We start from the raw sequence: 19,728 nt of genomic DNA, 5'->3' as shown, positions 1-19,728 counted from the left end.
CGCAGCGATGCGGCGACCCGACAAGCCAGCTCCCACAGGATTTCTCTATTGTTGGTGAGAAAGTGACCGGCGCGATGGCCCTGCTGACGGCGCTTTTCCAGCCAATGCCGGATTTGAAATCAGGCGAGGTCGACCAGCACGATCTCGCTGTCTTCAATGGCGGTCACCCGCAGCACTTGTTCGTCCTCTACCGCCACGCCATCCCGTGCTTCCGCTCGCAAACCGTTGACGTCAATCGCACCGGTCGCCGGCACCAGATAGGCTCTGCGCCCGCTGTCCAGCCGGTATTCCGCACTTTGGCCGGCCTTCAGGTTGGCTGCCACCAGGCGCGCATCGGCTCGAATGCGCAGGCTTTCACTGTCACCGGCCTTGCCGCTGGCCAGGGTCACAAATCCTTCGCGGCTATCTTTGGGGAACGGTTTGGCGCCCCAGGACGGTGGCAGGCCGGCTTCGTTCGGGATGATCCAGATCTGAAAGATTTTGGTGGGTGTGGCCTCCAGGTTGTACTCGCTGTGGGCGATCCCGGTGCCAGCACTCATGACCTGTACATCGCCGGCTTCGGTGCGGCCCTGGTTGCCCAGGTTGTCCGCATGGCTGATGGCGCCTTCTCGCACATAGGTGATGATTTCCATGTCGCGGTGCGGGTGCTGTGGAAACCCGCTGCCCGGCGCGATGATGTCATCGTTCCAGACCCGCAGATTGCCCCAGTGCATGCGCTTGGGGTCGTGGTACTCGGCAAACGAAAAGTGATGGTGGGCATCCAGCCAGCCGTGATGGGCGGCACCCAGGGAGTGAAAAGGTCGAAGTTCGAGCATGATGGTCTCCAGTTGATGGCATCATCATCCTTGAGCGCTTGATCGATAAAAAGCGTAAAAAATGCCTGATTCATATCCGATTATTCGATTGATTGCTGGCGTTTTGACTTTGACTTGTTCACCTAACTGCCTGACCTGCAAGCATTTGGCTGGAACTCAAGGCCGATTCCGGCGACCATTGCGTACTTGTCAACACCAAGCCCGTCGCAGGAGTCCGCGTGCCGCAACAATCGCCTGATCTGCCCCCTGAACTGCGCCCACTCGCTGAAATGCCGCTGCTCAAACGCCTTGCCGCTCGTTTTTTCGGGCATGGCCTGACTCGCCTGCGCGCGCAGCACCGGTTTTCCTGGCTGCATGGCCAGGCAGATGGCTTTCGCAGTGGGCATGAGGCCGGCGTGGAGTATGGCTACCGCGAAGGCAAGGCCGATGGCCTGGAAGAAGGGCGGCAGGTGCTGTTGATCCGGGACTTTCGCCCCGATGAGCACCGTGCGCCGGGCGTTGACGATAGTCTGTTCGATGACTGGCGGTTGCCTTTGACCGCAGAACTGAAAAAACGCATCAAGGCCGATGTTGCCCGACTGCTGCCTGCGCACGCGCAGCCAAGCACGGCGCAATGGAAGATGATTTTCAGCGACACGCCTTCGACCTCAGTGATCGCCGGGGCCGGGGCGGGTAAGTCCACGTCGTTGGTGCTGCGCATCTTGTTGCTCACCTATTACCTGGGCTTCGAGCTGAGCTCGATGACCGTGGTGACGTTTACTCGGGAGTCCCGCAAGGACTTTATCCACAAGCTCATGGAAGTGTTCAGTTTGTGGGCGCAACCTATTGATTTAAAAACAGCTAAAGCGGTAGTGAGGACCTTCCACTCGCGCATTCTGCCCATGGTGCGCAGCCTGCCGGGGTTCGAGCGCCTGCAAGCGTTCGAGAACCTGAATGCGGGGGGCGAAGACGCCGACAGCAACCCGTTCGAGCTGCGCATCAATGACGCTCAGCGGCAACTGATGAATGCCTGCTACCACCGGCTGCATGGCCAGCACGCGCGCTTTCGCGAGTTGATCGCGCCGCTGGCGCGCCATGGGTTGCAGCTCAAGGAGTTGGAACGGGATCATCCGGACGTGCAAAAGCGCGTGGCGGTGACCGAACTGGCGGCTAAGCGTGATGAAGAATTGTGCGATGTGATCGAAGACCTGTGGTTTCGGGCCGGGGCGTGGCCCATCAAAGGAATCGAGCCCAACCGGCAAACGCTGGAGATCAACGGCGCGCAGTTCCATTGTCACGGCTACATCCCCGAGCTGGGTGCCTGGGTGGTGCTGGGCTTCGATGGGCGGGAAAACCCACAGGTCAGCCGACCCAACGCGAAGCTCTCGGTACGCGCAGAATGGGCAGTAAAGCGCACCTTGTTTCAAGCTTTCTGTCGTAAGCCTCTGATATGGCTGGATAGTTACGAGTCATCAAGGCGTGTGCTAAGCAGTCTTGCGGGAGACGCGAGTGCCGGCCCGGGCTTTGATTACAAGGTGAAAGGTGAACTGGCGTCGGCGCCGCTGCTGGACAGTTTTGTGGCGGCTGCCGGGTTTATCGAAAACCTGGGTCTGGACGTGCCCACTGCTGTAGGCCAAATGAGCTTCCCCAAGGATGACCCGGACCGGTTCTTCTTCGAGGCCTTGAGTATTTTCTGGAAGGCTCTGGAAGACCACTTGCTGGACCAGTCGCCGCCGATCATGACCTACAACCGCATGTTTTCGCTGTTTGGTGAAAACACGCCGGAAAACCTCAAGCTGCTCAGTGATCCCCTGTTGCGACCAATGTCGCACCTGATGATCGACGAATTTCAGGACGTGTCGCCGCAGATTGTCTCGTGGATTCGCGCCAGCCTACGGGAAATCCGCAGCCGTGGCCCGGCCATGCATGTGGGGCGTGGCGCTCAACGGTCCTCGTTGCTGTGCGTGGGCGATGACTGGCAGTCGATCTATGGCTGGCGGGGCAGTTCGCCCAAGTATTTCATGGCGTTCAACCAGGAGTTTCCATCGCCCGCTACCACCCGCGTGATGCTGGGCGAGAACTACCGCAGCCATCAGCACATCATCGATGCCGCTGAACATATCGTGCGGGCAGCACCGGCGATCCCGGGCAAAAAGGCCAAGGCCAGCGGCGCGCCCAGGGCACTGGTCCCGGTCAAGGTGCTGGAGCGGGACGACGCGGCCTTGGGGAGGCAGTTGGCGGAACACTATAAAAATGGTGACAGCATCTTGATGCTTTATCGAAAAAGTAGTGATAAGTCATTGATTACTGAGCATATTGATTCTGTAGTTAATGCGGATTCTAGCTTGCCACCGCAACAGCGCAGGCTCAAACAGCTCACCTATCACAGCGCCAAGGGGCTGCAAGCAGACGCGGTATTTCTGTTGGGGGATTGCCAGCACGTCACCAGCTCGCCTTACAAGAATCAGGTGTACCGCATGGCAGGCCTGGGTAGCGCGGGTGACAGCGAACCCTACGACAATGCCCAGAAAGACGAGGTGCTGCGCTTGGCGTATGTGGGCATCACCCGGGCCGTGAGTCATTGCTATTGGTATGTGGAGAAGCCCGAAGGCCCGGCGGCGAATATGCCGAAAGCCTCTGAGCGGGTGGATGGCAAAAAAACGTTCTTCGATGACTTGCGCGGTTAATAGCGCAATGTGTGGGAGCGGGCTTGCCCGCGATTACGGCCGGTCAGCCAACCTTTCCAACGACTGGCAGACTGCATTCGCGGGCAAGCCCGCTCCCACAGGGAAGATTCATTGTTAGGTAGATTGTGATCAAGCCCGTAATGACACCGGCGGTACGAACGCCTCCAGCTCATCCTCCACCGCCTCGATAATGCGCTCCACATCGGCGGCGTTCATCACAGTGGCGCAGGGGATACCGGCGATAGCGATCAGGGTCTCGCCACTGGCACGGTCGAACAGGCGGGCCACCATGCTGCCGGGGGCGTCCATGCTGCCCTCGAAGCCCATTGGGTGAAAATGCCAGCGCATCAACTGGCAGGCGTTGGGGAACGTCACTTTATTCATGTTGCCCACCTTGTTCATTGAGCGCTTCCTTTAGCTCGCGGCAGGGGGCCATGACCCTCTCTGGTCTTGGCATCGAATAGCCTCAAAATAGCATTCGTTCGCAACCGCAAGGTGATTTTTTTCGCCCCGTTCGGCGGTTGTTTTCCATTCGTTTGATGTAGGTCATGTCTCAGCCTGACGCTGGGCGATAGGCCATTAGTCAGAAGTGCCAATCGACCATTGAAGCCATTCTCGGAATTGGGCAATCTCCACCGTTTACCCGTCATCGAGTTTTCCATGCCCGACATCGCCCCGGACGATGCTTGCCCACACACCCAGGCCACGGCCGACTTGGTGTTGCGCCACCACCTGTGCTGGCGGCATCGCGACCTTGATGGCGTGATGTCCTACTACCATCCGGATATCCAGTACCACGACTTTTTTCAGAACCGGGTGATCGCTTACGCCGAATTGCGCGACTACCTGCAAGCCAGCATGCCCCGCGGCCCCGATGAGGCCATCGAGCACACCGACCGCATCCGCGCCGACGGCGACACGGCGTTCATCCAGTACCGCATCACGCTGCGCGGAGGTCAGGGTCTGGTTTCGTTCCGCACCAGCGAGGCCATCACCGTGCGCGATGGCCTGATCTGGCGGGTCAATGAATATGCTTCGCTGGTGCATGAGCAGCCGGCTCAGGCCCTGCGCCCCACGGTCAGCCGCCTGGGCCTGTCGCCCCAGCAGTTGGGGCACATGGCCAATGACTTGCAGCAGTACTTCGAGCGCAAGCAACCGTATCTGGACCCCGAGCTGGACCTGCAACGGGTCTCCAGAGAGTGTGGCTACAGTCGCAACCAGATTTCCTACCTGTTGAATCAGGTGCTGGGGCAAAGCTTCTATCGCTACGTGAACCAGGCCCGGCTCCAGCATTTGCTGGCGTCGCTGAACGAGGCTGCGCCGCCCATAAGGATTGATGACCTGGCATTTGCGGCCGGTTTCAACTCGCTTTCGGCGTTTTACAGCGCTTTTCGTCAGCATACGGGCCAGTCGCCCAAGGCTTACGTCAAACAAATTTCTCTGCGTGCACGCGCGCAAGACAACCTCTGACACCGCGCTCTAGGATCGACCCCATCGAAACGAAGGCGGGGAACCTGGCATGCCGGCATGGCGCAACATCAGCTTGTGGATGGACCAACTGGACGATCCGTTGGTGGCGCGACCGTCCCTGGAGCATGATCTGGATGTCAATGTGGCGATCATCGGTGCCGGTTACACGGGCCTGTGGACCGCCTATTACCTCAAACGACAGGCGCCCGAGCTGAAGATCGCGATCATCGAGGCCCAGACCGCCGGTTTCGGGGCTTCGGGCCGCAACGGCGGCTGGCTGATGGGCAACCTGCTGGGCGAAGACCGTCTGCTGTCGGGGCTCGACCCTGAACATCGGCGGGCCTCTTATGACTTGCTGCACGGCATTCCCGATGAAGTGGCCGAGGTGCTGGCCCGTGAAGGCATCGAGTGCGACTACCGCAAGGGCGGCGCGTTGTATTGCGCCGCGCGTTACCCCGAGCAGGAAGGCAGCCTGCGCCGCTATCTGGACAAACTCTACGCCCAAGGCCTCACTGAAGCCGACTACCGCTGGATGAACCCGCAGCAGTTGGCCGAACAGATCCGCATCGCCAAGCCCTACGGCGGTGTTTATGCGCCCCACGTCGCGACCATCAACCCGGCCAAGCTGGTGCGCGGGCTGGCGCGCGTAGTGGAAAACATGGGTGTGAGCATTTTCGAGAACAGCCCGGTGACCGACTGGCAGTCCGGCCGCCTGCGCACAGCCAAAGCCGGCGTGCGCGCGGCCTGGGTGGTGCCGGCGGTGGAGGGCTATGCCAACACCTTGCCCGCTCTGGGCCGTTACCAATTGCCGGTGCAAAGCCTGATCGTCGCCACGGAGCCTTTGCCTGCCAGTACCTGGGATGAAATTGGCTTGAGCCATGGCCAGGCGTTTGGCGAGAGCAGTCGCCAGGTTACCTATGGCCAGCGTTCGGCCGACAACCGCCTGGTGTTTGGTGCCCGTGGCGGCTATCAGTTCGCCGGTCGGTTGCGCCATGACTTCGACTTGACCGACAGCGAAGTCGAGCTGCGCCGCTATTTGTTCGGTGAACTTTTCCCACAGTTGAAAAAGGTGCGGATTACCCATTCCTGGGGTGGCAACCTGGGCATGTCCCGTCATTTCCGACCGCACATGCTCTGCGATCACAAGACCGGTATCGCTTTGTCTGGCGGGTATGGCGGGGAGGGCGTCGGCGCCACTCACCTGGGGGGGCGCACGTTGGCGGACCTGATCCTGGGCCTCGACACCCCACGCGTTCATCAGCCCTGGGTCATTCGTGAGCGCGGCCTGGACGCCCTCAAGCCCTGGGAGCCCGAACCCTGCCGCTGGCTGGGCTACAACGCCATCATTCGCAGTTTTGTCCATGAAGACCAGGTGTTGGCCAACCCCAACACCGCGCCTTGGCGCCGCAAGCTAGCAACCGGGGTGGCGGGCTTCATGGAAGGTTTCATGCATTGAACCGTTTCACTGACACAGGTAGCCCCATGAGCATCACTCAATTCAAAGACACACTGAATGCCCACCTGCCGGACTCGTCACCGGTGGCCGTGCCTCTTGGCGAGCCCATTGCCGTCGCCTCGACCTTGAGCGTGGAACGTACCGATGGCGTCGAAACCGGCATCTGGGAATGCACCCCGGGCCGCTGGCGCCGCCAGATCAAGTCCCAGGAGTTTTGCCACTTCATTCAGGGGCGCTGCACCTTCACTCCGGACAACGGTGACATCGTCCACATAGAAGCCGGTGATGCACTGATGTTGCCGGCCAACAGCACCGGTATCTGGGATATCCATGAAACCGTGCGCAAGACCTACGTATTGATCCTGTAACGCTTTGATCCTTGATCGCCTGCCATAAAAACAGCCCTAAAACCGCCAGGAAATCGAACCATGAAAGCCATTGCCCTGTTGCCCTTGATGTTGGTGGCCTCTATCAGCCAGGCCGCCGAGACGGTGAAAATCTATAACTGGTCGGACTACATTGCGCCGGACACCACCAAAAACTTCCAGGCCGAGACCGGTATCGGTTTCACCTACGACGTATACGACAGCAACGAAACCCTCGACGGCAAGTTGATGACCGGTAAATCCGGTTACGACGTGGTGTTTCCGTCCAACCACTTCATGGCCCGGCAAATCCAGGGCGGTGCGTTGAAGAAGCTCGACAAGAGCCAGTTGCCCAACTGGAAAAACCTCAATCCGGTGCTGCTCAAGGCACTGGAGACCAACGACCCGGGCAATGCCCATGGCTTCCCGTACCTGTGGGGCAGCACGGGCATCGGTTACAACATTGACAAGGTCAAGGCGGTGCTGGGCGACAATGCGCCGGTGGACTCCTGGGACCTGATCTTCAAGCCGGAGAACATGGCCAAGTTGCAGAAATGTGGAGTGGCGATCCTCGACAACGGCCCCGAACTGTTGCCGGCGGCGCTGAACTACCTGGGCCTGCCGCACCACAGCAAAAAGCCTGAAGACTACAAAAAGGCCGAGGACCTGCTGATGAAAGTGCGGCCTTATGTGGCGTACTTCCATTCCTCGAAATACACCGCCGACCTGGCCAATGGCGATATCTGCGTGGCCGTCGGTTTCTCCGGCGATATCCTGCAGGCTGAAAGCCGCGCCAAGGAAGCCGGGAACGGTGTGAATATCGGCTACAACATTCCCAAGGAAGGCGCGGCTATCTGGTTCGACATGGTGGCCATGCCCGTCGATGCGCCGGACGAAAAGGCCGGCTATGCGTTCATGAACTACCTGCTGCGCCCGGAAGTGATGGCCGGCATCACCAACTATGTGCACTACGCCAACGGTAACGCCGCTGCCGATAGCCTGGTGGACCCGGCGATCAAGGCCGACACCAAGGTGTACCCGAGCCCGGAAATGATGGGCAAGCTGTTTGCGCTCGAAGCGATGCCGCTGAACATCGACCGCGTGCGCACACGGGTGTGGAACACCATTCGCACCGGACGGTGATGTTGATCATTCCCACGCTCTGCGTGGGAATGCTCGATGAGCGCCTCAGGGGTTTTCCAGGTCATGCCCCAACGACTGGATAAACAGCGAAAACAGCTCCGGCTGTGACGAAATATCCAGCTTGGCGTACAGGTGCCGGCGGTGCACCTTGACGGTGTCCGGCGAGATGCCCAGGCGCTCGGCCATGGCCTTGGAGGAAAACCCGCGCAGCACCAGGCGGGCGATTTCCAGTTCGCGCTCCGACAGCACGCCACAGCCGAACTGGCTCAAGGCATCGCGAATCTGGCTGTCCATCGCCGGCGTGCGCTGGGTGCTTTGCTGCCAGTGCTGTTGCATCAACGGCAGCACCCAGGCCGCCAGAGTGGTCAACAGGCCGGTTTCCTCCACGCTGAACCGCCGCTGCGTGCCCAACGACAGCGACAGGGTACCCGCACCCGGCACCTGCAGAATGAACTGCACCTCGTCCTCCAGCACGTTGTCGTGGAAGTAGTTGAGGAAGTATTCGCTTTGGCGAAAATGGTCCGGCGCCACTTCTTCCAGGCGATACACGCCACTGGCAAACCCCTCCCGACAGGCCTGGAAAAACGGGTCGAGCAGGTACACACCATTGAGGTACGCCAGCATCGACGCCGGCTTGCTGCTGGGCTGGGCGTCGTATTCCTCCAGGGCCAGGGGCGGGCCCTCCTGCGGATAGAAGATCGCCAGTGCGTTATCGAATGCCAGGCACTGGTGCAGCAACAGCACCAGTTGCTTCCAGAAACGGTCGCCGCCGATCTGTTCGATGGTGCGGCCCAGGCCGGCGTGCATGCCGACTTCCCTGAACAGGCTCATATCACGGGCTCCCGCCATCAATGAATCGCCCAAGGTTTCGGCTTTTGTCTGGGGCCGTCAAGGGGAGTACGCCAATAGGGGAATTGGCTGACATAAACACCCCGTTTACCGTTGCGATCATTGAGCGGGAAAGCTATCCCGCAATCGCCTGATTTTTCGTTTCTGCCTCACACCAAGAACAACGACAGAGGATAACGATATGAGTGCTTCTCCCGCGCCTGACGGCGTGCTTAAACCCACCTTGAGTGTGTTCGATGTAGTGGCCATCACCGTATCGGCCGTCACACCCGCCAGCTCCGTTTTCGTGATTGCGCCGTTCGCGATCCAGCAGGCCGGCAGCGGGGTGTTCCTGGCTTTTGTCATGGCTGGCCTGCTCGCGCTGATGTTCGCCTTTTGCTACGCCGAGTTGGGTCGTGCCCATAACAGTGCCGGTGGCGAGTACGTATATGCCAAGCGTGTCTTCGGCGGCATGGCCGGCTACGCGACCTTCCTCACCGTGCTGGTGATGCTGTTGTTTATCCCGCCGGTTCTCGCCACGGGCGCGGCGACCTATCTGAATAACGCCCTGGGCACCAGGTTCGATGCCCAGACCGTGGCCCTGGTGATCGTGGTATGCAGCTACGCACTGGGCATTCTCAATATCAAGCTCAATGCCTGGATCACCGGCACGTGCCTGCTGCTGGAAGTGGCGGCGCTGCTGGTGATCGTCTGTGTGGGCTTTGGCAACCCGGTGCAACCGGCGAGCATCTTGCTGCAACCGCAGATCGTCGAGAACGGCGTACTGCACCTGGCGCCCTGGGCGCTGGTGATCGGCGCGGTGGGTATCGGTTTGTTTTCCTACAATGGCTACGGGCCGGCGGTGTTGTTGGCCGAAGACATGAAGTGCGGCGGCAAGGGCGTGCACAAGGCGGTGCTGTGGTCCCTGGGGCTGGTGGTGATCATCGAGCTGGTGCCGATCACTGCGCTGCTGATCGGCGCACCGTCCTTGAGCGAGATGATCAGCAGTCCGGATCCCATCGGCTACTTGCTGAGCAGTCATGGCAATGAAACCCTGTCTCGGCTGGTCAGCGCGGGGATCTTTCTGTCGGTGTTCAATGCCATTGTCGCCATCGTGATCCAGATCGGCCGCGTGGTGTTCAGCAGTGGCCGCGATGCGTTATGGACGCCAGGTATCAACAGGCTGTTCACGCGTATTCACCCGCGCTGGGATTCACCTTGGCTGGCCACGCTGTTCCTGGCCATCCCTTCGGCGCTGCTGAGTTTCAGCTCCAACCTGGCCGACCTCACGTCATTCAGCGTGTTGCTGATCATGCTGGTGTACCTGGTGGTGGCCTTGAGCGCCTTGATGAGCCGGGTGCGGCTGCGCGACCGCGAGCATCCGTATCGCATGCCGCTGTGGCCATTGCCGGCGTTGCTGGCAGTACTCGGCGCCGGGTATCTGTTGGTCACCCTGGCATTGGCGGCGTCGGCGCGGGACATCATGATCATTGTCGGCCTGCTGGCGCTGTCGGTGGTGCTGTACAGCATCAGTGGCCGCTTGAGTCCGGCCTTTCAAAAACTGTAAGGAGAGGATATGCGCGCACGTCAATTGGGCATCACGCTGGGGCTCGGCACGCCGGGCGAGTTGAATGCCATCACCGATGTGCCGGGCGTTCGGGTGGGTCACAGCACCCTCAACACCCGCATCGACGGCAAACAGGTGCGCACCGGCGTGACGCTGGTGCAGCCCAGGAGCGGGGAGGCGCGCCAGCAGCCATGCTTCGCCGGCTATCACGTGCTCAATGGCAATGGCGATGCCACCGGCCTTGAATGGATTCGCGAAGCCGGGCTGCTCACCACACCGCTGGCGATGACCAACACCCACAGCATCGGCACGGTGCGCGACGCGCTGATCGCCCTGGAGCGCGAGCGCCTGGCCGATCCGGCGGTGTACTGGTGCATGCCGGTGGTGATGGAAACCTACGACGGCCTGCTCAACGACATCTGGGGCCAGCACGTCGGCCCGGCGCAAGTGCGCGAGGCGCTGGACAACGCCCGCAGCGGCCCGGTCGCCGAAGGCGCGGTGGGCGGGGGCACCGGGATGATCTGTCATGAGTTCAAGGGCGGCATCGGTACGGCGTCGCGGCGCCTGTCGGCCGAGCAGGGCGGCTGGACCGTGGGTGCGCTGGTCCAGGCCAACCACGGCAAGCGCCAGGAACTGCGGGTGGACGGCTACCCGGTGGGGCGCCAGTTGCTGGAGATTCCCTCGCCGTTTGCCAGCCGGGGCACACCGGGCATGGGATCGATCGTGGTGATCCTGGCCACGGACGCGCCGTTGTTGCCGCACCAGTGTCAGCGTCTGGCCCAGCGCGCGTCCATTGGCATCGCCCGTACCGGCGGTGGTACCGAAGACTCCAGTGGCGATCTGTTCCTGGCCTTCGCCACCGGCAACCACGATTTGCCGCCTGCGGATTACGGGCGCGCCGACCTGCCGCTCAGCACGGCACTGCACATGGTCAACAATGACCATATTTCGCCGCTGTTCAGTGCAGCGGCAGAGGCGGTGGAGGAGGCGATCATCAATGCGCTGTTGGCGGGGGAGAGCATGACCACCGATGACGGCGTGCAGGTGCCGGCGCTGAGCGACGATACCTTGCTGACAGCGTTGCACAAGAGTGGCTGGAGCCTGTCCCGGTAATGGGGGACAACAACAAACATCATAATAAGTAGTGGCTGTTTAATGTTGCCAATGACACCGTGACAATATAGTGGATCCATTAATAAAGTAGGCCGCTCTAGTTGGGCGGCTTTATGGTTATTTAATATTTAAATACGAGTGCTGTGTTTTTTGTCAGGCAAAACCAAAGCGCGCCTTTAAATACGGCAGGGTGCTTGCGCAAGTTGTCCGGTTATCGGTTTTTTGCCGCTGAAATACCGGTGGACGAATGATTTCAAGTTGTGTCAGTTTTCTTTCGCCTTCAAAAGAGGCGAGTGATAGGACGATCTCGCCCGCGAGGTTCCTATCGAACAAAGACTGATGCACTTGCAAACAAGGAAGTACGTACATGGCAAAAGTAAAAGACAAGGCTATTGTTTCGGCGGCGCAAGCCAGCACGGCCTTTACGCAAATCGATACCTTCAGCCATCTGTATGACCGTGGCGGCAACCTCACGGTCAATGGCAAACCTTCGTATTCCGTCGACCAGGCAGCGAACCAGCTGCTGCGCGATCACGCCGCGTACCGTGACTTTGACGGCAACGGCAAGATCGACCTGACCTATACGTTCCTGACCTCGGCGTCGTTCAGCACCATGAACAAGCATGGCATCGCAGGTTTCAGCCAGTTCAACGCACAGCAGAAAGCACAGGCCGCGCTGGCCATGCAATCCTGGGCGGACGTGGCCAACGTCACCTTTACCGAGAAAGCCAGCGGCGGTGACGGCCACATGACCTTCGGCAACTACAGCAGCGGCCAGGACGGCGCGGCGGCCTTCGCCTACCTGCCCGGTACCGGTGCGGGCTACGACGGCACCTCGTGGTACCTGATCAACAGCAGCTACACGCCGAACAAGACGCCGGACCTGAACAACTATGGCCGGCAGACCCTCACCCACGAAATCGGCCACACCCTGGGCCTGGCTCACCCTGGCGACTACAACGCCGGGAACGGCAACCCGACCTACAACGACGCGACCTATGGACAGGACACGCGCGGCTACAGCGTCATGAGTTACTGGAGCGAGAGCAATACCAACCAGAACTTCAGCAAAGGCGGCGTCGAAGCCTATGCCTCGGCCCCGCTGATCGACGACATCGCCGCGATCCAGAAGCTCTACGGCGCCAACTACAGCACCCGCGCCGGCGACACCACCTACGGGTTCAACTCCAACACCGGGCGTGATTTCTACACCGCGACCTCCAATGCCGACAAGCTGGTGTTCTCGGTGTGGGACGGGGGTGGCAACGACACCCTGGACTTCTCGGGTTTCACCCAGAACCAGAAGATCAACCTCAACGAAGCTTCGTTCTCCGACGTCGGCGGTCTGGTGGGCAACGTGTCCATCGCCAAGGGCGTGACCATCGAGAACGCCTTCGGCGGTGCCGGCAACGACCTGATCATCGGCAACAACGCAGCCAACGTGATCAAGGGCGGCGCCGGCAATGACATCATCTACGGCGGCGGCGGTGCGGACCAGCTGTGGGGCGGCGCGGGCAACGATACCTTTGTGTACGGCGCCAGTTCCGACTCCCGGCCCGGGGCTGCGGACAAGATCTTTGACTTCACCTCCGGTTCGGACAAGATCGACCTCAGCGGCATCACCAAGGGTGCGGGCCTGACCTTCGTCAATGCCTTCACCGGGCATGCCGGCGATGCGGTCCTGACCTACGCCGCGGGTACCAACCTGGGCACCCTGGCGGTGGACTTCTCCGGGCACGGCGTGGCGGACTTCCTCGTCACCACCGTCGGCCAGGCAGCCGTCAGCGACATCGTGGCCTAACCCACGGGCGCGGCGCTTCGGCGCCGCGCTTGCGCGATGGAGCGTGAAGATGCAGCGTGTTTTCAACGGAATCGCCTGCTCCGTGCAGGTGATAGTCATGTCGGCAGGAGCCCACGCAATGGCAAGCAGTCTTGTTCTACCCACGAGTGCCCAATTGGCCGGGCACTGGCAGTTGCATCAACAGGACCAGGTCTGCGCCCTGGACCTGCTGGAGCAGGCCAACGCCCTGGGCGGCGATGTGGCTTGCGCCACACAGTGGCTGGGGGATAAACCCCTGAGTTGGTCGCCCACGCCGGATGGCATTTGGCTGATGAATGCCGAGGGCAGCGGCATAACCCATTTGAATCGACAGAAAGAAGGCGAATACAAAGGGCGCACGCCGTCCGGTACCGAAGTGTTATTGCAGCGAGCTCCTTAGTTGCCGGTTATAAATTTATAACTTGATGGATTAGTTGCCCGCTCCATGCGCTGGGGTTGGGGCGGCTATTGCCCATGATTTGTTTCAAGGATGATCAAAAGATATGGCCAAACCCCCTGCCGTTGCGCCGTTGTTCAAGGCGCTGGGTGAATACAAGAGCATTTTGATCAGCATTGGCTGTTTCACCGCCTTGATTAACCTGTTGATGCTGGTGCCGTCGATTTACATGCTGCAAGTGTATGACCGCGTACTGTCCTCCCAGAATGAAACCACCCTGGTGATGTTGACGCTGATGGTCGTGGGTTTCTTTGCCTTTATTGGCACGCTGGAAGTCATCCGCAGTTTTATCGTGATCCGCATCGGCAGCCAGTTGGAACGGCGTTTCAACCTGCGCGTGTACAAGGCCGCTTTTGAACGCAACCTGCAACGTGGCCAAGGGCATGCCGGGCAATCCCTGGGCGATCTGACCCAGATTCGTCAATTCATCACGGGGCCTGCGCTGTTCGCCTTTTTCGACGCGCCGTGGTTTCCCATCTACCTGTGTGTGATTTTCCTGTTCAACCTGTGGCTGGGTGTACTGGCGACCGCCGGCGCAGCATTGCTGGTCGCGCTGGCCTGTCTCAACGAATACCTGACCAAAAAGCCCCTGGGCGAGGCGAGTGGCTATTCCCAGCAGTCCACCCAGTTGGCCACCAGCCATTTGCACAACGCCGAGACCATCCAGGCCATGGGTATGCTCGGCGCACTGCGCCAGCGTTGGTTTGCCGTGCATTCGCAATTTCTCGGCCTGCAGAACCAGGCCAGCGATACCGGCGCGGTGGTCACCTCCCTGAGCAAATCCTTGCGCCTGTGCCTGCAATCCCTGGTGCTGGGCCTGGGCGCCTTGCTGGTGATCAAGGGCGATATGACCGCCGGGATGATGATCGCCGGGTCCATCCTGATGGGCCGCGTGCTCAGCCCCATCGACCAGTTGATCGCGGTGTGGAAGCAATGGAGCTCGGCCAAGCTGGCCTACCAGCGGCTGGATGAGCTGCTGGGCGAGTTTCCCCCGCACGTCGAGTCGATGAAGCTGCCGGCCCCCACAGGCCACATTGGTTTCGAACAGGTCAGTGCCGGCCCGCCGGGGCGGCGCATGGCGACCTTGCAGCAGGTCAGCTTCAACCTGGGCGCCGGCGAAGTGCTCGGCGTACTCGGCGCATCGGGGTCCGGCAAGTCCACCCTGGCCCGGGTGCTGGTGGGTGTCTGGCCGACGCTGGCCGGTACCGTGCGCCTCGACGGCGCCGACATTCATCGCTGGGACCGCGACGACCTTGGCCCGCACATCGGCTATCTGCCCCAGGACATCGAATTGTTCAGCGGCAGCATCGCCGACAACATCGCACGCTTTCGCGAGGCCGACCCCGAACAGGTGGTGCGCGCCGCCCAACAGGCCGGTGTGCATGAGCTGATCCTGCGCTTGCCCCAAGGCTACGACACGGTCCTGGGCGACAACGGCGCGGGCCTGTCCGGTGGCCAGAAGCAACGGGTGGCGCTGGCCCGTGCGCTGTATGGCGGGCCGCGGCTGATCGTGCTGGATGAGCCCAACTCCAACCTCGACACCGTCGGCGAAGCCGCGCTGGCCAGCGCGATCATGCAGATGAAGGCCCAGGGCAGCAGCGTGGTGCTGGTCACTCATCGTTCTTCGGCGTTGGCCCAGGCCGATAAATTACTGGTGCTCAACGACGGGCGTCTGCAGGCGTTCGGGCCCAGTCAGGACGTGTTGCGGGCGTTGTCCGGTCAGCAGGAAGCCCCCCGGGAAAAAACGGGCGTAAGCCTGAGTCGTCAGTATCAAGCCGCAAGGAATCCAGGCGCATGAGCAGCCTCACTGTAGAACGACACGACGCCCGGTTTTTCGTGCGCATGGGCTGGCTGCTGACCCTGGTCGGCGCCGGCGGGTTTTTCCTGTGGGCCAGCCTGGCGCCACTCGACCAAGGCATCCCCGTGCAGGGCACCGTGGTGGTGTCGGGCAAACGCAAGGCCGTGCAGACCCTCAGCCCCGGCGTGGTCAGCCGGATTCTGGTGAAGGAGGGCGAGACCGTCCGCCAGGGGCAACCGCTGTTTCGCCTCGACCAGACCCAGCACCAGGCCGACGTGCAGTCCCTGCAAGCCCAGTACCGCATGGCCTGGGCCAGTGTGGCGCGTTGGCAGAGCGAGCGCGACAACCAATCCGCCGTCACCTTCCCCGAGTCACTGAGCCGCGATCCTGACCCGGCCCTGGTGCTGGTGCTGGAAGGCCAGCGCCAATTGTTCAGCAGCCGTCGCGAAGCCTTCGCCCGTGAACAGGCGGGCATTCGCGCGAATATCGACGGCGCGACCGCCCAATTGGCGGGCATGCGCCGCGCCCGCAGCGACCTGACTGCCCAGGCGCAATCCCTGCGCGACCAACTGAGTAATCTGCAACCCTTGGCCGACAACGGTTACATCCCGCGAAACCGGCTGATGGAGTACCAGCGCCAGCTGTCCCAGGTGCAACAGGACCTGGCACAGAACAACGGCGAAAGTGGTCGAGTAGAGCAGGGTATCGTCGAGTCGCGGCTCAAGTTGCAGCAGCACAGCGAGGAATATCAGAAGGAAGTGCGCAGCCAATTGGCCGATGCGCAACTGCGCAGCCTGACCCTGGAGCAGCAGTTGACCTCGGCCGGCTTCGACCTGCAGCACAGCGAGATCAATGCGCCGTCGGATGGCATCGCGGTCAACCTCGGTGTGCACACCGAAGGCGCGGTGGTGCGCGCCGGCGAAACCCTGCTGGAAATCGTGCCTCAGGACACGCGCCTGGAAGTGGAAGGGCGGCTGCCGGTGAACCTGGTGGACAAGGTCGGCACCCATCTGCCCGTCGACATCCTGTTCACCGCCTTCAACCAGAGCCGCACCCCCCGGTTGCCGGGGGAGGTCAGCCTGGTCTCCGCCGACCAGATGCTCGATGAAAAAACCGGCGCGCCGTATTACGTGCTGCGCACCACGGTCAGCGAAGCCGCACTGGAGAAACTTCACGGTCTGGTGATCAAGCCGGGCATGCCCGCCGAGATGTTCGTGCGCACTGGCGAGCGTTCCTTGCTCAATTACCTGTTCAAGCCGCTGCTGGACCGCGCCGGCTCCGCGTTGACCGAGGAATGAACATGAAGCCCGTGTTTATCGCCTTGCTGTTGACCTGCACCGGCGCCCAGGCCGCCATGGGCCCGTTCGATGTGTACGAGCAGGCCTTGCGCAATGACCCGGTATTCCTCGCCGCCATCAAGGAACGCGACGCCGGCCTTGAGAACCGCGCGATTGGCCGCGCCGGGCTGTTGCCCAAGCTGTCCTACAACTACAACAAGGGCCGCAACAATTCCCAGGCCACCTTGCCCGACGGGCGCGGCGGCAATTATCACGATGACCGCAACTACAACAGCTACGGTTCCACCTTCAGCCTGCAACAGCCGCTGTTCGACTACGAAGCCTACGCCAACTACCGCAAGGGCGTGGCCCAGGCGCTGTTTGCCGACGAGAGCTTTCGCGACAAGAGCCAGGCCCTGCTGGTGCGCGTGCTGACCTATTACACCCAGGCGCTGTTCGCCCAGGACCAGATCGACATCGCCCGCGCCAAGAAGAAAGCCTTCGAGCAGCAGTTCCAGCAGAACCGGCATTTGTTCCAGCAGGGCGAAGGCACCCGCACGGACATTCTCGAAGCCGAATCCCGTTACGAACTGGCCACCGCCGAAGAAATCCAGGCCCTGGATGAACAGGACGCCTCGCTGCGGGAACTGGGCGCGCTGATCGGCGTGCGGAGCGTCAACATCGACGACCTGGCGCCGCTGAAGCCGGGCTTTGCCGCCTTCACCCTGAGCCCCGCGAACTACGACACCTGGCATGAACTGGCGATCAGCAACAACCCCACGCTGGCGTCCCAGCGCCAGGCCCTGGAAGTGGCGCGCTTTGAAGTGGAGCGCAACCGCGCCGGGCATTTGCCCAAGGTCACCGCGTATGCCAGTTCGCGCCAGCAGGAGTCCGACAGCGGCAACACCTACAACCAGCGCTACGACACCAACACCATCGGCGTCGAAGTCAGCCTGCCGTTGTATGCCGGCGGCGGCATTTCGGCGTCGACCCGCCAGGCCAGTCGCGCCATGGAACAGGCTGAGTACGAACTGGAGGGCAAGACCCGCGAAACCCTGATCGAACTGCGGCGCCAGTTCAGCGCGTGCCTGTCGGGGGTGAGCAAGTTGCGCGCATATCAGAAGGCGCTGGTGTCCGCCGAAGCGCTGGTGGTCTCGACCCGGCAAAGCATTCTGGGCGGTGAGCGCGTCAACCTCGACGCGCTGAACGCCGAACAGCAGCTCTACAGCACCCGGCGCGATCTGGCGCAGGCGCGGTACGACTATTTGATGGCCTGGACCAAATTGCATTACTACGCCGGCAACCTGCGTGATACCGACCTGGCCACCGTGGATGAAGCATTCAGAGGTTCGATCCAACAATAAGAGAGGTACTACCATGGGTGTGTTCGACTATAAAAACCTCGGCACCGAGGGTTCCAAGGCCTTGTTCGCCGATGCCATGGCGATCACGTTGTATACCTACCACAACCTGGATAACGGCTTTGCCGTGGGTTACCAGCACAATGGCCTGGGGCTGGGGCTGCCTGCCACCCTGGTCGGCGCGTTGCTGGGCAGTACCGATTCCCAGGGCGTGATTCCCGGCATTCCCTGGAACCCGGACTCGGAAAAAGCCGCCCTGGAGGCGGTACAGAAAGCCGGTTGGACCCCCATCAGCGCCAGCGCCCTCGGTTACACCGGCAAGGTGGATGCGCGGGGTACGTTCTTCGGCGAAAAGGCCGGCTACACCACCGCGCAGGTCGAGGTGCTGGGCAAGTACGATGCCGCCGGCAAGCTGCTGGAAATCGGCATCGGTTTTCGCGGCACTTCGGGGCCCCGTGAAACCCTGATCAGCGATTCCATCGGCGACCTGATCAACGATCTGCTGGCGGCCCTGGGGCCCAAGGACTACGCCAAAAACTATGCGGGCGAAGCGTTCGGCAAGTTACTCAAGAACGTCGCCGACTATGCCAGCGCCCACGGCCTGAGCGGCAAGGATGTGGTGGTCAGCGGCCACAGCCTGGGCGGGCTGGCCGTCAACAGCCTGGCCGACTTGAGCGACAGTAAATGGGCCGGGTTCTACAAGGATGCCAACTACGTGGCCTACGCCTCGCCGACCCAGAGCGCTGGCGACAAAGTGCTCAATATCGGCTATGAGAACGACCCGGTGTTCCGCGCGCTGGATGGCACCAGCGTCAACCTGTCCTCACTGGGCGTGCACGACAAACCCCACGAGTCGACCACCGACAACATCGTCAGCTTCAACGACCACTACGCTTCGACGCTGTGGAATGTGCTGCCGTTTTCCATCGTCAACCTGCCGACCTGGGTGTCGCATCTGCCCACCGCCTATGGCGACGGTATGACGCGCATTCTCGAGTCGGGCTTCTATGACCAGATGACCCGCGACTCGACGATCATCGTCGCCAACCTGTCCGACCCGGCGCGGGCCACCACCTGGGTGCAGGACCTCAACCGCAATGCCGAGCCGCACAAGGGCAATACGTTCATCATCGGCAGCGATGGCAACGACCTGATCCAGGGCGGCAAGGGCGCTGACTTCATCGAAGCGGGCAAGGGCAACGACACGATCCGCGACAACAGCGGCCACAATACCTTTCTGTTCAGTGGGCACTTTGGCAACGACCGTATCATCGGCTACCAGCCGACGGACAAACTGGTGTTCAGGGAGGTGGACGGAACCGCACAGTACCGCGAGCATGGGGGAGACACGGTAATCAGTTTCGGCGGGGACTCAGTGACGCTGGTGGGGGTGAGCGGGGTGTCGGGAGAAGTGCTTATCAGCTGATGGAGAGGTAGCCATGCCACCGTCTTCGCAGCGATGCGGCAGGGGATCTCTGTTGTTGGAGAGAAAGTACCCGGCGCGATGACCCTGCTGGCGGAGTTTTCCCCGCCACAGCCAATCCCCTGTGGGAGCTGTCGAGCCCCGGCGAGGCTGCGAAGGCGGTGGATCAG

Annotated in this window: 16 protein-coding genes; 13 read left to right on the top strand and 3 right to left on the bottom strand. The window is 61.4% G+C overall.

Translation table 11 applies throughout. The annotated features are described in order from the left end of the window. Window positions 1-119 precede the first annotated feature (119 nt). Complete coding sequence (locus ACW9IN_RS28270; protein WP_457368939.1) at window positions 120-815, bottom strand: pirin family protein; 696 nt, start codon at window positions 813-815, stop codon at window positions 120-122. A gap of 218 nt (window positions 816-1,033) precedes the next feature. On the opposite strand from ACW9IN_RS28270, the gene ACW9IN_RS28265 reads away from it, so the two are divergent. Further along, window positions 1,034-3,481: a UvrD-helicase domain-containing protein gene (locus ACW9IN_RS28265; protein WP_457368938.1), complete on the top strand. Its 2,448-nt coding sequence runs from the start codon at window positions 1,034-1,036 to the stop codon at window positions 3,479-3,481. 129 nt (window positions 3,482-3,610) lie between these two features. On the opposite strand, the gene ACW9IN_RS28260 is transcribed toward ACW9IN_RS28265, so the two are convergent. Next, entirely contained in the window at window positions 3,611-3,883 is a 273-nt protein-coding gene (locus ACW9IN_RS28260) for a DUF1652 domain-containing protein (RefSeq protein ID WP_105696927.1), read from the bottom strand. Between the two features lie 258 nt (window positions 3,884-4,141). On the opposite strand from ACW9IN_RS28260, the gene ACW9IN_RS28255 reads away from it, so the two are divergent. Genes ACW9IN_RS28255 through ACW9IN_RS28240 form a run of 4 tightly spaced genes read left to right on the top strand, consistent with a single transcriptional unit; the run spans window position 4,142 to window position 7,915 of the window. Next, window positions 4,142-4,951, top strand: a complete 810-nt coding sequence (locus ACW9IN_RS28255; protein WP_457368937.1) for a helix-turn-helix domain-containing protein — start codon at window positions 4,142-4,144, stop codon at window positions 4,949-4,951. Window positions 4,952-5,000: 49 nt separating this feature from the next. Next, a complete protein-coding gene (locus tag ACW9IN_RS28250) occupies window positions 5,001-6,407 on the top strand; it encodes an NAD(P)/FAD-dependent oxidoreductase (RefSeq protein WP_457368936.1) in 1,407 nt (468 codons plus the stop codon). A 26-nt stretch (window positions 6,408-6,433) separates the two neighbouring features. Then, entirely contained in the window at window positions 6,434-6,775 is a 342-nt protein-coding gene (locus ACW9IN_RS28245; protein WP_457368935.1) for a cupin domain-containing protein, read from the top strand. A gap of 60 nt (window positions 6,776-6,835) precedes the next feature. Then, on the top strand, window positions 6,836-7,915 hold the full coding sequence (locus ACW9IN_RS28240; RefSeq protein WP_457368934.1) for a polyamine ABC transporter substrate-binding protein: 1,080 nt from the start codon (window positions 6,836-6,838) through the stop codon (window positions 7,913-7,915). 45 nt (window positions 7,916-7,960) lie between these two features. On the opposite strand, the gene ACW9IN_RS28235 is transcribed toward ACW9IN_RS28240, so the two are convergent. After that, complete coding sequence (locus tag ACW9IN_RS28235; RefSeq protein ID WP_457368933.1) at window positions 7,961-8,746, bottom strand: response regulator transcription factor; 786 nt, start codon at window positions 8,744-8,746, stop codon at window positions 7,961-7,963. Window positions 8,747-8,945: 199 nt separating this feature from the next. Here ACW9IN_RS28235 and ACW9IN_RS28230 point away from each other — a divergent pair, with 199 nt between their 5' ends. The 8 genes from ACW9IN_RS28230 to ACW9IN_RS28195 all read left to right on the top strand — a co-directional run bounded on the left by ACW9IN_RS28230 (window position 8,946) and on the right by ACW9IN_RS28195 (window position 19,561). Then, window positions 8,946-10,310, top strand: coding sequence for an APC family permease (locus tag ACW9IN_RS28230; protein WP_457368932.1), 1,365 nt, complete (start codon window positions 8,946-8,948; stop codon window positions 10,308-10,310). A gap of 9 nt (window positions 10,311-10,319) precedes the next feature. Continuing rightward, a complete protein-coding gene (locus ACW9IN_RS28225) occupies window positions 10,320-11,423 on the top strand; it encodes a DmpA family aminopeptidase (protein ID WP_457368931.1) in 1,104 nt (367 codons plus the stop codon). A 367-nt stretch (window positions 11,424-11,790) separates the two neighbouring features. Next, window positions 11,791-13,224, top strand: coding sequence for a serralysin family metalloprotease (locus tag ACW9IN_RS28220; protein WP_457368930.1), 1,434 nt, complete (start codon window positions 11,791-11,793; stop codon window positions 13,222-13,224). A 49-nt stretch (window positions 13,225-13,273) separates the two neighbouring features. Then, entirely contained in the window at window positions 13,274-13,642 is a 369-nt protein-coding gene (locus tag ACW9IN_RS28215; protein ID WP_457368929.1) for a protease inhibitor Inh/omp19 family protein, read from the top strand. Window positions 13,643-13,745: 103 nt separating this feature from the next. Further along, a complete protein-coding gene (locus tag ACW9IN_RS28210; protein ID WP_457368928.1) occupies window positions 13,746-15,497 on the top strand; it encodes a type I secretion system permease/ATPase in 1,752 nt (583 codons plus the stop codon). Continuing rightward, entirely contained in the window at window positions 15,494-16,795 is a 1,302-nt protein-coding gene (locus ACW9IN_RS28205) for an HlyD family type I secretion periplasmic adaptor subunit (protein ID WP_457368927.1), read from the top strand. The genes ACW9IN_RS28210 and ACW9IN_RS28205 overlap by 4 nt, the downstream gene beginning before the upstream one ends. A 2-nt stretch (window positions 16,796-16,797) precedes the next feature. Beyond that, on the top strand, window positions 16,798-18,138 hold the full coding sequence (locus ACW9IN_RS28200; protein WP_457368926.1) for a TolC family outer membrane protein: 1,341 nt from the start codon (window positions 16,798-16,800) through the stop codon (window positions 18,136-18,138). 13 nt (window positions 18,139-18,151) lie between these two features. Next, entirely contained in the window at window positions 18,152-19,561 is a 1,410-nt protein-coding gene (locus ACW9IN_RS28195; RefSeq protein ID WP_457368925.1) for a polyurethane esterase, read from the top strand. Window positions 19,562-19,728 lie beyond the last annotated feature (167 nt).

The sequence above is a fragment of the Pseudomonas sp. SDO5271_S396 genome, from assembly GCF_054071795.1.
This window is presented reverse-complemented; position numbering and strand designations above follow the sequence as displayed.

Coding starts and splice junctions, on each gene's coding strand:
- ACW9IN_RS28270 (WP_457368939.1), bottom strand. CDS start 815: ATGCTCGAACTTCGACCTTTTCACTCCCTGGGTGCCGCCCATCACGGC.
- ACW9IN_RS28260 (WP_105696927.1), bottom strand. CDS start 3,883: ATGAACAAGGTGGGCAACATGAATAAAGTGACGTTCCCCAACGCCTGC.
- ACW9IN_RS28255 (WP_457368937.1), top strand. CDS start 4,142: ATGCCCGACATCGCCCCGGACGATGCTTGCCCACACACCCAGGCCACG.
- ACW9IN_RS28250 (WP_457368936.1), top strand. CDS start 5,001: ATGCCGGCATGGCGCAACATCAGCTTGTGGATGGACCAACTGGACGAT.
- ACW9IN_RS28245 (WP_457368935.1), top strand. CDS start 6,434: ATGAGCATCACTCAATTCAAAGACACACTGAATGCCCACCTGCCGGAC.
- ACW9IN_RS28240 (WP_457368934.1), top strand. CDS start 6,836: ATGAAAGCCATTGCCCTGTTGCCCTTGATGTTGGTGGCCTCTATCAGC.
- ACW9IN_RS28235 (WP_457368933.1), bottom strand. CDS start 8,746: ATGAGCCTGTTCAGGGAAGTCGGCATGCACGCCGGCCTGGGCCGCACC.
- ACW9IN_RS28230 (WP_457368932.1), top strand. CDS start 8,946: ATGAGTGCTTCTCCCGCGCCTGACGGCGTGCTTAAACCCACCTTGAGT.
- ACW9IN_RS28225 (WP_457368931.1), top strand. CDS start 10,320: ATGCGCGCACGTCAATTGGGCATCACGCTGGGGCTCGGCACGCCGGGC.
- ACW9IN_RS28220 (WP_457368930.1), top strand. CDS start 11,791: ATGGCAAAAGTAAAAGACAAGGCTATTGTTTCGGCGGCGCAAGCCAGC.
- ACW9IN_RS28215 (WP_457368929.1), top strand. CDS start 13,274: ATGCAGCGTGTTTTCAACGGAATCGCCTGCTCCGTGCAGGTGATAGTC.
- ACW9IN_RS28210 (WP_457368928.1), top strand. CDS start 13,746: ATGGCCAAACCCCCTGCCGTTGCGCCGTTGTTCAAGGCGCTGGGTGAA.
- ACW9IN_RS28205 (WP_457368927.1), top strand. CDS start 15,494: ATGAGCAGCCTCACTGTAGAACGACACGACGCCCGGTTTTTCGTGCGC.
- ACW9IN_RS28200 (WP_457368926.1), top strand. CDS start 16,798: ATGAAGCCCGTGTTTATCGCCTTGCTGTTGACCTGCACCGGCGCCCAG.
- ACW9IN_RS28195 (WP_457368925.1), top strand. CDS start 18,152: ATGGGTGTGTTCGACTATAAAAACCTCGGCACCGAGGGTTCCAAGGCC.